General features: G+C 60.6%; 12 protein-coding genes. 6 read left to right on the top strand and 6 right to left on the bottom strand.

The window, feature by feature from the left end; all coding sequences use genetic code 11:
- The first annotated feature begins 8 nt into the window (after positions 1 to 8).
- Together AB8804_RS17165 and AB8804_RS17160 are read left to right on the top strand one after the other, a co-directional pair.
- Positions 9 to 959, top strand: coding sequence for an iron-siderophore ABC transporter substrate-binding protein (locus tag AB8804_RS17165; RefSeq protein WP_371188276.1), 951 nt, complete (start codon positions 9 to 11; stop codon positions 957 to 959).
- Positions 956 to 1831: a MurR/RpiR family transcriptional regulator gene (locus AB8804_RS17160; RefSeq protein ID WP_371188273.1), complete on the top strand. Its 876-nt coding sequence runs from the start codon at positions 956 to 958 to the stop codon at positions 1829 to 1831. The genes AB8804_RS17165 and AB8804_RS17160 overlap by 4 nt, the downstream gene beginning before the upstream one ends.
- Before the next feature lie 92 nt (positions 1832 to 1923).
- Here AB8804_RS17160 and AB8804_RS17155 read toward each other — a convergent pair whose 3' ends face one another.
- On the bottom strand, positions 1924 to 2763 hold the full coding sequence (locus AB8804_RS17155; protein ID WP_371188271.1) for a helix-turn-helix domain-containing protein: 840 nt from the start codon (positions 2761 to 2763) through the stop codon (positions 1924 to 1926).
- Positions 2764 to 2929: 166 nt separating this feature from the next.
- On the opposite strand from AB8804_RS17155, the gene AB8804_RS17150 reads away from it, so the two are divergent.
- From AB8804_RS17150 to AB8804_RS17140, 3 genes are read left to right on the top strand one after another with little or no spacing between them, the layout of a single operon-like run.
- The gene (locus tag AB8804_RS17150) at positions 2930 to 4744 is read left to right on the top strand and encodes a DUF2264 domain-containing protein (RefSeq protein ID WP_371188268.1); all 1815 of its coding nucleotides are present in this window, start codon (positions 2930 to 2932) and stop codon (positions 4742 to 4744) included.
- 33 nt (positions 4745 to 4777) lie between these two features.
- Positions 4778 to 6043 (top strand): oligosaccharide MFS transporter, encoded by a 1266-nt coding sequence (locus tag AB8804_RS17145; RefSeq protein ID WP_371188265.1) that lies wholly within the window; start codon positions 4778 to 4780, stop codon positions 6041 to 6043.
- Positions 6044 to 6070: 27 nt separating this feature from the next.
- Positions 6071 to 7258, top strand: a complete 1188-nt coding sequence (locus AB8804_RS17140) for a glycoside hydrolase family 88 protein (RefSeq protein ID WP_371188262.1) — start codon at positions 6071 to 6073, stop codon at positions 7256 to 7258.
- A 30-nt stretch (positions 7259 to 7288) separates the two neighbouring features.
- Here AB8804_RS17140 and lysM read toward each other — a convergent pair whose 3' ends face one another.
- From lysM to qseB, 5 genes are all read right to left on the bottom strand, one after another.
- Complete coding sequence (lysM, locus tag AB8804_RS17135; RefSeq protein ID WP_112010763.1) at positions 7289 to 7729, bottom strand: peptidoglycan-binding protein LysM; 441 nt, start codon at positions 7727 to 7729, stop codon at positions 7289 to 7291.
- 117 nt (positions 7730 to 7846) lie between these two features.
- Positions 7847 to 8161: a putative quinol monooxygenase gene (locus AB8804_RS17130; protein ID WP_112010762.1), complete on the bottom strand. Its 315-nt coding sequence runs from the start codon at positions 8159 to 8161 to the stop codon at positions 7847 to 7849.
- A gap of 30 nt (positions 8162 to 8191) precedes the next feature.
- On the bottom strand, positions 8192 to 8773 hold the full coding sequence (locus tag AB8804_RS17125; protein ID WP_371188257.1) for an NAD(P)H-dependent oxidoreductase: 582 nt from the start codon (positions 8771 to 8773) through the stop codon (positions 8192 to 8194).
- Positions 8774 to 8877: 104 nt separating this feature from the next.
- Positions 8878 to 10215: a quorum sensing histidine kinase QseC gene (qseC, locus tag AB8804_RS17120; protein WP_371188254.1), complete on the bottom strand. Its 1338-nt coding sequence runs from the start codon at positions 10213 to 10215 to the stop codon at positions 8878 to 8880.
- Complete coding sequence (qseB, locus tag AB8804_RS17115; protein ID WP_371188250.1) at positions 10212 to 10871, bottom strand: quorum sensing response regulator transcription factor QseB; 660 nt, start codon at positions 10869 to 10871, stop codon at positions 10212 to 10214. Before qseB ends, qseC begins: the two co-directional genes overlap by 4 nt.
- A gap of 139 nt (positions 10872 to 11010) precedes the next feature.
- Between qseB and AB8804_RS17110 the strand changes: the two genes are divergently transcribed.
- Positions 11011 to 11412 carry a YgiW/YdeI family stress tolerance OB fold protein gene (locus tag AB8804_RS17110; protein WP_371188247.1) on the top strand — a complete coding sequence of 134 codons (402 nt, stop codon included), beginning with the start codon at positions 11011 to 11013 and terminating at the stop codon, positions 11410 to 11412.
- Positions 11413 to 11476 lie beyond the last annotated feature (64 nt).

The raw sequence follows: 11476 nt of genomic DNA, 5'->3' as shown, positions 1-11476 counted from the left end.
GGTGTTTGATGCGCATACTGATTTCTGTGCTGTTGCTGGTGGGCTTTGCGGTAAGCGCGGCGGAGCCGACGCAGACCTTTACCGACGATCTCAATCGCAGGGTGGTGGTGCCGCTTCATCCGCAACGGATCGTCTCGCTGCACGATCTGGACATTACCATTCCGCTGATTGAGCTTGGCGTGCCGCCGGTCGCCAGCCACGGCCGCACGCGCCCGGACGGGAGCCATTTCCTGCGCTCCAGCGGCATGCTGACGGGCGTCGATTTTGACAATTCCGACATTAAATTCATCGGCACCGCCGATATCGACATCGAAGCCATCGCCGCCGCGAAGCCGGATCTGATTATCACCGAGCCGACCCGCAACACGCCGATCGCGCAGCTGGAAAAAATCGCGCCGACGGTGAGCATCGATCACCTTGACGGCGGCGCGCCGGAGATTTACCGCAAGCTGGCGCAGCTGACCGGCACCCAGGCGCGGCTGACGATCCTGGAGTGTCGCTATCAGGAGCAAATCAGGGCGCTGAAGGCGACCGTCGACGCTGGCAACATCACCGTCTCGGTGATTCAGGCCAATCAGGGAAAAATTACCGCCATGCACAGCTACCACTCGCTTGGCCGCGTGCTGCGCGACGCCGGGTTCAGGTTCCCGCCGCTGATTGAAAGTATTCCCGACGGCGGGCGCATCGACGTCAGCGCCGAGCGCCTGCCGGAGCTGGACGCCGATTTTGTCTTTGCCACCTGGCGCGGGGATACCGGCGGAACGCCGCAGGACGAGCTGAAGGCCATGGAGGCGGTAATGCCGGGCTGGTGTCAGTTCCTTAGCGCCTGCCGGACCGGGCATTACGTGCTGATTTCCCGCGAGGAGGCGATTTCGAACTCGTTCGCCTCGCTCGGGCTGATGGCCGCGCAGGTGCAGTCGCAGATTGCGGGCCGCCCGCTGCCGGAGGCGTCACGGTGATCCGCAAAGCCGATGTCTACGGTGACCGCTTCCGCTCCCGGGCGCACCAGCTGACGCCGCGCCTGCTGCTGGTGGCGCGCTACATCAATGAGAACCGGGAAGCGGTGATGGAGCAAACGGCGATGGAGATCGCGACGCTGCTGAACACGTCGGATGCCACCGTCGTCCGCGCTATTCAGGCGCTCGGTTTTGCCGGGCTGCGCGACCTGAAGCAGACCTTGGAGCACTGGTTTGGCCCGGTGGTGACCTCCAGCGAAAAGATGTCCAGCACGGTGAATACCCTCACCAGCGACGTGAACGCGAGCATCGATTTTGTGCTGGAGGGGCATCAGCACACCTGCAACGTGCTGTCTGAGCCGGGCAACCGTTACGCGATGGCGCAGGCAGTGTCGCTGCTGGCGCAGGCGAGGCAGGTGGCTATTTTTGGCATCGGCGCATCCGGCATTCTGGCCGAGTACACCTCCCGCCTGTTTAGCCGAATCGGCCTGCCGGCGATCCCCCTCAACCGCACGGGCATTGGCCTCGCCGAGCAGCTGGTTGCCTTGCAGCGGGGCGACGTGCTGGTGATGATGGCGCAAAAATCCGCGCACCGGGAAGGGCAAACCACGCTGCGCGAAGCGAAGCGTCTGGGTATTCCGGCGATTTTGCTGACCAACGCCACCGACTCGCAGTTCAGCAAAGAGGCGAGCGTGGTGATCCACGTTCCGCGCGGCGGCGAGAAGGGCAAGATCCCGCTGCACGGCACGGTGCTGCTGTGTCTGGAGATGATTATTTTGTCCGTTGCCTCCACCGAGCCGCAGCGCACCATTAAGTCGATGAAGCGCATCAACGAGTTTCACCGCGGATTAAAGCCAGGCAAGAAGAGTGGGTGATTTTCGCCCTTTCCCAAAGGGTTAAGGGTTCCCCACTGGCACAGAATACCCCCTCTCCATTCAGGGAGAGGGCTGGGGTGAGGGTGAAAGCATCAAACCGCACGATGGTTCTTCCGGTACTGCAGCGGCGTCTCGCCAATTCCTTTCTTAAACGCGCTGATAAACCACGTCACGTCGGAAAACCCTACCTGCGCGGCAATGTCGCGCACGCTCGTGTCCGAGTGAAGCAGGCATTCGCAGGCCTTGCGCAGCCTTAGCGTATTCAGATAGTCGTGGATCTTCTCCCCGGTTTCCGCATGAAATTTCCGCGACACGTAGCTGCGCGAGATGCCCAGCTCGGCCGCCAGCGCGTCCAGCCTGAACTTCTGCTGATAGTGCTCTTCCAGCCAGAACATCGCCCGGCTGCCGACCCCCTGGCTGCTGCCCGGCGCGCCGTCCTCCACGTCCGGCAGCATGGCAAACAGGCCGATCAGCAGCCCCGCGATGCGCTCGCCGGTCATCGGCGGCTGGTAGCAGCTAAACAGGTGCGTAATATGGCTGTGGCAATGGGCCATGTCCGCCACCCACGCCGCGCCTCCGCGCCGTGACAGCGCCCGCAGCCGCTGCTGCGCGTGCGGAAAATCACGCAGCACGTTCATCACCGCATGGTGATCGAGATGAATAATCGTGCGCCGATAGATGGCCTCCGCCCGCTCGTCCACCCTCACCTTATGCAGCGTAAACGGCGGAAAGAAAAACAGCCGCCCTGGGCGCATGGTGAAGTGTTGATTATCGACAATCGCCACGCCAAAACCCTCCTCGACGTAGAGGATCTCCAGACACTGGTGCCAGTGGTGATAGCGCACGGTGTTGGCATACAGGCGGCTGAAGGAGGCGACGGTATTGTTCAGCGTAATCAGCTCAAGATGTTCCGACGTTGGCGTGTTGCGCATGGTGCAATAAAACTCAACTTTTTCCCGTCAAAATCCATTTATAAACCACCATTTTAAATTTTATCAACTGGAGGTTTATTAAACGCTCCCACCTGTGACGCGGCTAACATTTCTCCACCTCATGCTTTCACTATCCTTGGCCGCAGTTGACGACGAGGGCGAACCTATGTGGGCGGTAAATAACGAAAAATCAAATCCGTTGTCTTCGCGACGGGATGTGGCGGCGTCGCTGAAGAGGATGCTGGCGGCGCTGGATGCGCAGTTTCCGGCAGGCAGCTCGCGCTTTTCGCTGGGGGAAACCTGCGCGCACTACGCGACGGATATTGCGCAGATGGAGGGGCTTTCGCGCGCGCTGTGGGGGCTGTTTCCGCTGATGGCGTCCGGCGAATCCGAGCCCTTCAGCGAGAAGTACCTTACCGCCATTAAGCTTGGCACCGATCCGCACGGCGAAGGCTACTGGGGCGAAACCGGCCCGTACGACCAGCGGCTGGTGGAGATGGCGGCCTACGGGCTCGGGCTGGCGCTGCTGGGGGATGCGCTCGCCGAGCGGTTTAGCGAGCGAGAGCTGGAAAACCTGCACGCGTGGCTCAACCAAATCACCGACGCGCAGATGCCGGACAGCAACTGGAACTACTTCGCCATTATGGTCCAGCTCGGCTTTAAGCGCGCCGGGCTGCCGTTTGACCAGCATGCCATCGACCGTCGCTTTGCGATGATGGAAGCCTACTACCTCGGCGACGGCTGGTATTCGGACGGCCCCGGCAGGCCGAGGGATTACTACATCTCGATGGCGTTCCACTTCTACGGCCTGATTTACGCCACCCTCAGCGGCGACGAGGCGAGGGCGGCGGTGCTGCGCGAGCGCGCGCGGCTGTTCGCACGGGATTTTATCTACTGGTCCGCCGCCGACGGCGCGTCGGTGCCGTTTGGCCGCAGCCTGACCTACCGCTTTGCGATGGTTGCCTTCTGGAGCGCGGTGGCGTTCTCCGGGCTGGACGCGTTCACGCCGGGCGTCGTGAAGGGCATTATCCTGCGCCACCTGCGCTGGTGGCAGCAGCAGCCGATTGCCGACCGCGACGGCATTCTGACCCTCGGGTTTGCCTACCCGAACCTGGCGATGTGCGAGGACTACAACTCGCCCGGCTCGCCGTACTGGGCGCTGAAAACCTACCTGATTCTGGCGCTGACGGAGGATCATCCGTTCTGGCTGGCGGAAGAACAGCCGCTGCCCGCGCTGGCCGAAAAGCGCGCGATCCCCCACGCGCAGCAGATCCTGATACATGCGGATAACTCTCAGCACGTCACCATGCTCACCGCGGGGCAGCTTGAGCTGAACAATTACGTTAACACCGAGGCCAAATACACCAAGTTTGCCTACTCCAGCCGCTTTGGCTTCACCATCGAGCGCGGGCGTTTTGGGCTAAAGCACGCCGCCTGCGACTCCATGCTGCTGCTGGCCGACGGCGATGACTACTATCGCGGACGCCGCGAATGCGGGGCGGTACGGGTGGACGAAAACTACCTCTACTCGCACTGGTCGCCGTGGCATGACGTTCACATCGACACCTGGCAAATACCGTTCGGCGAGTGGCACCTGCGGTTGCACCGCATCCGCAGCGCGCGCCGCCTGCAAACGGCGGAGGGCGGGTTTGCCGTCATGAAAGCGGAGCATCGGCTTCGCGATCGCGGCTGCTACCTGGCGGCAGAGAACGGCTGCAGCGCGATTGTCGATCTCTCGCCGGAGCTGGCGCGAGAGCCGGACAGCATCGTTACCCCGCCGAACAGCAGCATCATGTTCCCGGAGTGCGCCTCTATTCCGCTGCTAAAAACCGAGATTCCGCAGGGCGAAAGCTGGCTCTGCTGCGCCGTGACGGCCAGCGAAAAACAGCGCGCGGCGGCGACTCCGATACTGAGCATCACCCGCGGCCAGGCCGTGATTCGCGATCCCGAAAGCGAGCGCCTGCTGTCGTTCACATTATAAAAAACCTGACCCCTACACGTCGGCGAGGATGGTATGAAAACGTCATCTACAACAAGCAGAACCGAATATTACAAAATCAGCAGCTTTATCTTTCTCTACTTCTTTACCTGGTCCGCCAGTATTGGCCTGCTGGCCATCTGGCTCGGGCAAAAGGCTAATCTTAGCGGATCGGTGATTGGCACCGTCTTTGCGGTTAACGGCGTTTTCTCGGTTATTCTCAAACCGATCTACGGCTATATTCTCGATAAGATCGGCATGAGCAAATACCTGCTCTATTTTGTGGTGGCGATGTCCGCCCTGATGGCGCCGTTCTTTATCTATGTCTATCAGCCGCTGCTCATGTCCCACACCCCGATCGGCATTATCGTCGGCGCGCTGTACCTGAGCTTTGCCTGGTACGCGGGCGTGGCGGCGTGTGAATCCTATTCCGATCGCTTTAGCCGCCTGAACGGCATGGAGTTCGGGCAGATCCGCATGTGGGGATCGCTCGGCTGGGCGGTGGCATCGTCCTTTTCCGGCCTGCTGTTTAACCTCTCTCCGGCGTATAACTTTATGCTGGGGAGCGTGGCTTCGGTGGTGATGCTGATTGTCCTGCTGACGCTGAAAGTGAACACTAACTCAGTCCACGCGGGCGAGGTGCTGACCAAAGAAAAAATCGTCCCGTCGGACGTTTACGCCCTGCTGCGTAACCGCAAATTCTGGGCGTTCTGCCTCTACGTGGCGGGCGTGGCGTGGATGATGTTTATCGCCGAGCAGCAGTTCTCGCGCTATTTCGTCACCTTCTTTGACGATATTCACCAGGGCAACGCGGTGTTTGGCTATCTGGGCACCGTGCAGTCCGGGATGGAATTTGTCATGTATATGGTGATCCCGCTGTTCGTTAATTTCATCGGCGCCAAGCGCGGGCTGTTAATTGTTGGGCTTATCGTCGGGGCGCGCCTGATTATTTCCGGCATCTGCGACTCGCACCTATTAATCTCGATTCTCAAGCCGCTGTACGGCCTTGAAATTTGCCTGCTGCTGGTCTCCGTTTTTAAATACATCGCCGAGCATTTCGACAAGCGCGTGAATGCCACCATGTATTTACTCGGCTATCAGGCGATGCTGTACGTCGGTAACGTCGTCATCTCTTCGCCTGCCGGATATCTGTATGACCGCATCGGTTTTGAACAGACCTATATCATCATGGGCGCCACGGCGCTGACCTTTACCCTGATTTCTGCCTTTACGCTATCCGCCTGCCAGAGCAAATGGCGCAGCAGCGGCGCGCTGAACGTAGCAGAACCCACATCACGATAATTACGCCGTCAAAGAAGGAAGCAAACTATGTTAAGCCGTATCAAAGAGGAGCGTCTGGCCGCGATGCCAGCGCCGGTCGACCCGCAGGCGTTTCGCGATGAGCTTGCCTCGGCGCGAAGCCACGTTATCGAACTGATTAGCCGTCACCTGGCGGCGTTTGGCGACAAGTTCCCGGCGGAAACCTGCCGGGAGGGCTTCTATCCGCTGACCGACAACGTGGAGTGGACCACCAGCTTCTGGACCGGGCAGCTCTGGCTCGCCTGGGAGATGAGCGGCGAGGAAAAATTCCGCGCGATGGCGGAAAAGCACGTCCGCTCGTTTGGCCTGCGCATCGCCGGGCGTCATGACACCAACACCCACGACCTGGGCTTCCTGTACACGCTCTCCTGCGTGGCGGCGTGGCGATTAACGGGCAACCGCGAAGCGCGCGGCTTCTCGCTGCTGGCGGCGGAAGCCCTGCTGGAGCGCTTTCACGAGAAGGCGAAGATCGTTCAGGCGTGGGGCGATCTTGCCGATCCCGAGCAGGCCGGGCGGATGATCATCGACTGCAACATGAACCTGCCGCTGCTCTACTGGGCGAGCGAGCAGACGGGCGATCCGCGCTTTGCCAGCGCCGCGAAGGCGCACGTCATGCAGGCGGCAACGTACCTGGTCCGCGACGACGCCTCAACGTTCCATACCTACTACATGGACGTGGCCACGGGCGCGGCGCGCTACGGCAATACCCAGCAGGGCTACGCGGACGACTCCTGCTGGTCGCGCGGGCAGGCGTGGGGAATTTATGGCTTCCTGCTGAGCTATATCTACACCGGCGATAGCACCATGATTGGCCTGTCAAAACGGCTGGCGAACTACTTCCTCAACCGCCTGCCGGAAGACTACGTTTGCCACTGGGATCTGGCGCTGGTGGGCACCGACGCCCTGCGCGACGCCTCCTCGGCGGCGATCGCCGCGTGCGGCCTGCTGGAGCTGGTGAAGCATCTGCCGGTGACCGATCCGGATCGCGAGCGCTATCTGGACTGGGCGAAAGCGATCGTCTCTTCGCTGACGAAGCATTACCTGATGGGCAAGGACGAGCGCGGAACCGGGCTGCTGAAGCACTCGGTTTACCATCTCGCAAGCAATAAAGGCGTGGACGAATGCGCCAGCTGGGGAGATTACTTCTACGTTGAGGCGCTGGTGCGGCTGACGCAGAGCTGGAAGCCGTACTGGTAAACGTCGGGGGAGAGACCCCCGACGCGCAGGTTACGCCTTAGGAATACGCAGCGTCTGCCCCGGGTAAATTTTATCCGGGCTGGAGAGCATCGGGCGGTTGGCCTCGAAAATCTTGTTGTACTGGTTGGCGTCGCCGTACACGGTTTTCGAGATGGCGCTCAGGGTATCGCCGGATTTGACCGTGTAGTAGGTGGCTTCGTCTTTGGCATCCGTCGCGGTGATGTTGTTCTCCACCTCGCTGACGCCTGCGATGTTACCGACCGCGACCTGGATTTTCTCTTTCTGCTCCTGGGTCAGCCCGTCGCCCGTGACGCTGGCTTTGCCGTCGGTGACGTTGACCTGCACTTTATCCGCACCGGGAATATTGAGTTTCTTAAGGTGTTCCGTAACCTTATCGGACTGGCCCTTATGGTCAGTCAGGTTGTCCCAGAGCTTTTCGCCTGCTTCTTTCACGAAGTTAAAAAGTCCCATTCCTTCCTCCTGTTAGACATGACGTCAGACTAAGCATAGCAGTTGGGCGTTAAGGCGATAAAAAAAGCCCGGCAGCGCTAACGCTTGCCGGGCCTGAATAGAGGGAGGAGGGGAAACTTAAACCCCTTGCTCCAGAATGCGGATATGGGTTTCCAGCACGTCGCCTTTCACCGCGTCGCCCCACGCCTTCATGTGCGCGGTCTGCAGATGCGCTTCAAGGTGCGCGACGGTTTCCCACTGCTCAACCATGATGATGGAGTCCGGCGCGGTGGCCTGGAAGCTCGCCTCTGTCGCGGCATCCACCATTGGCGCATAGCCATGGCAGCCTTCTTCTTTCAGCACGGTCGGGATAATTTTCGCGAACTGATCCAGCACCGCCTGACGATGATGTTGGCCCGGACGCGTACGGATTTCAGCAATAACGGTAAGCATAATTAACTCCTTCTAATTCCAGCCTATCAGTTAAGCAAAAATCTCAGCGAGATGCTTGCGATATTCTGCGATATAGCGCGGGACGTCAGGCATTTTAATCACGTCGTTGACGATAAAGGTCGGCAGCGGCTCCATGCCGAGGAACTGGTTGGCCTTGTGGAACGGCAGGTACGCGCCGTCTACGCCCACGCCTTCGAAGAACTGATCGCGCTCGGTGAAGGCCTCCAGCGGCGCGTTCCAGGTCAGGGAGAGCATGTATTTTTTGCCCTGAATCAGGCCGCCGGAACCGTATTTTTTTGACGCGTCGGAGCGGGTGCGGCCGTCGCTGGCGTACAGCGAACCGTGGCCTTCGGTGAACACGTCGTCGATGTATTTTTTCACCGTCCACGGCGCGCCCATCCACCAGCCCGGCATCTGCCAGATGATGGTATCGGCCCACAGGAAGTTCTGCACTTCCGCTTTGACATCGTAATCGCCGTCCGCGCGCACGACCTTAACATCATGCCCGGCGTCGCGCAGGAAGCCGTCCGCGACCTCGGTCAGGGTGTCGTTCAGCTGACCTTTAGAGTGGGCGAATTCTTTCGCGCCGTTGATAATCAGAATATTGCTCATTATTTGTCCTCGATGGGGAGAGTATGCCGGGCATTGTACGCGCGAGAGCGGACCGGAAAAATGAGCAAAATGTGTAAAGTCTTTTGCGTGTGGCGCAATAATCCCTATCCGCTCACCGTCACCCTGAAGCCGCCGTCGGGGGCATTGTTCATGGCGACGCGCATGCCGTGCAGGGCAGCGATCCGCTTCACGATGGATAACCCCAGGCCGCTGCCGGTCTCATCCTGCCCCGGCGGGCGGTAAAAGCGCTCGCCGATGCGGGCCAGCGCGTCGGGCGCAATGCCGGGGCCGTTGTCCTGAACGCTAAAGCTATGGGCGTCGAGCGTCACGTCGACCACGCTGCCGCGCGGGCTGTAGCGCACGGCGTTATCCAGAAGGTTGCGGACCAGCAGGCCGAGCAGCAGCGGCTGGCAGGCGCGCGTGACGTGCGGGGCGTTGACGTTCAGCCGGACCTCAATCCCCGCCTGCTGCGCCGGATGGTAGATATCCATCACCGCCGACTGGAGTAAATCCGCCATCGCCACGGTTTCAACGTCGTCGAGATTATCCAGCGAATCCAGCCGGGAGAGCGTCAGGAGCTGATCCACCAGCCGGGACGCGCGATCGATGCCCGCGTGCAGCTGCGTCAGCGCCCTGGCCTGCGCCTGCGGATCGTCCACGTACAGCTGCGCCACGTCGGTTTGCACCTTCAGCGCCGCCAGCGGGCTGCGCAGCTCGTGGGCGGCGTCTGAGGTGAAGCGGCGCTCGCGGGCCATCATCTCCTGGGTGCGCGCAAACAGGTGGTTGAGCGCGTCGAGCAGCGGGCGCACCTCCGTCGGCACGCCGTCGGTGGGCAGGCTGTCGGTGGCGTCCGGCGAGCGCCAGCGCAGCGTCTGCGCCAGCTTTTTCAGCGGCCTGAGCTCGCGGCTCAGCAGCAGGATCAGCAGAAGCAGCATCACGGGCAGCGCGACCAGCCACGGCGTCAGCTGCGAGCTGACCACGTCCAGCGCCATCTCCTGGCGGTACTCCCACTCCTGCCCGACCACTAAGCGGTGCTTGCCGTCCGGCGACGTCAGCCACAGGAAGCGCCACTCGTCGCTATCGTCCTGCAGCTGGCCGTCGTCAAACCCGTCCCGGCGGTAGTGATAGGGGATATCGCGCCCGTTCTCGCCGTCGTTCAGCAGCATTTTGCCGTGAGTATCGAAGATGGCGAACGCCAGCGCGTCGTCGTCCAGATGCCCGTGCCTGGCCTTTTTCGGCACCTCGCGCATCCGCTCCGGGGCGCGAATTTCGTCCAGATCCATCGTCAGCAGGCGCCTGGCAAACAGCATCTGCTGGGTATCGAAGACCTTATCGAGCTTGTGCGCGGTCTGCTGCCAGGCCACGACGCTGGCGGCAAACCAGGCGGCCAGCGAGAGCAAAAGGAAGAGGAGCGTCAGGCGCAGCTTAAGGCTTAATTTCATGCGTCACCCAGGGTATAGCCGATGCCGTGCACGGTGCGGATAAACTCGCTGCCGAGCTTGCGGCGAAGATGGTGAACGTGGACCTCCACGGCGTTGCTGGAGACGTCGTCGTCCCAGCCGTAGAGCTTTTCTTCGATCTGGCTGCGCGGCAGCACGCGCCCGGCGTTGCGCATCAGCAGCTCCAGCAGGGCAAACTCTTTGGGCTTGAGAACGAGCGTTTCGCCATTCAGCGTGGCGATAAGGCCTGCGGGATCCAGCGTCACCTTACCGTGACGCAGCTCGCTGCGCGCCTGGCCGTGGCTGCGGCGCACCAGTGCTTCAAGGCGCGCCGCCACTTCAATCAGGGCGAACGGCTTACAGAGATAATCATCCGCGCCCAGGCGCAGCCCGTCGACGCGCTGGCTCAGCGCATCCCGCGCCGTTAAGATCAGCACCGGCTCGCTGCGCCCGCCTTCGCGCCATTCGCGCAGGATGTCGAGGCCGTCCATTTCCGGCAGCGTCAGGTCAAGCACCACGGCATCGTAGGGGGCGGAATAGAGCGCCGCGCGGCCGGTTTTGCCGTCGGTAAACCAGTCCACGCTAAACCCCATTTTGGTCAGCCCGGCCTTGATGCCGTCGCCTATCAGCCTGTCGTCTTCAACCAGTAAAATGCGCATGTTCCCTCCTTGATGCCGCCAGTAAACCTTCTGTCGACCCGCGCTGTACAGTAAAAATAAATAAATTTTCCCCTTAAGAAGTTGTTAAGGATTACCCTGTTTAATGGACTGCGAAACGACATTAAAGGGAGAAATGAAGATGAAAAAATACGCTGCAATTGCTGCCATCATGATGATGACCACGGCCCCCGTTTTTGCTGCACAGGGCGGCTTCGACGGCCCGTCCGCCACCGCCGCGCCGACGCAAACCCAGCAGGGCGGTTTTGTGGATAACAACGCCAACCTGACGACGGCGGCAAAGGTGAAAGATCTGAAGGACGATGCCTGGGTTAAGCTGCGCGGGAACATTACCGAGCGCCTGTCCGACGACCGTTACACCTTCCGCGATGAAACCGGCACGGTGGTGGTTGAGATCGACCACAAGCGCTGGAACGGCGTGACCGTCAGCCCGCAGGATAAGGTTGAACTGCAGGGTAAAGTCGATAAAGACTGGAACGAGTTTGAAATCGACGTGAAGCAGGTTATCAAGCTGAACAAATAACCCGGAAAGGGCCGCTGATGCGGCCCTTTTTCTTTGTGACTCAACTCGACAGATAGGGTAGTAT

The sequence above is a fragment of the Enterobacter sp. KBR-315C3_2022 genome (assembly GCF_041399425.1).
In the GTDB taxonomy this organism is placed as follows: domain Bacteria; phylum Pseudomonadota; class Gammaproteobacteria; order Enterobacterales; family Enterobacteriaceae; genus Enterobacter.
This window is presented reverse-complemented; position numbering and strand designations above follow the sequence as displayed.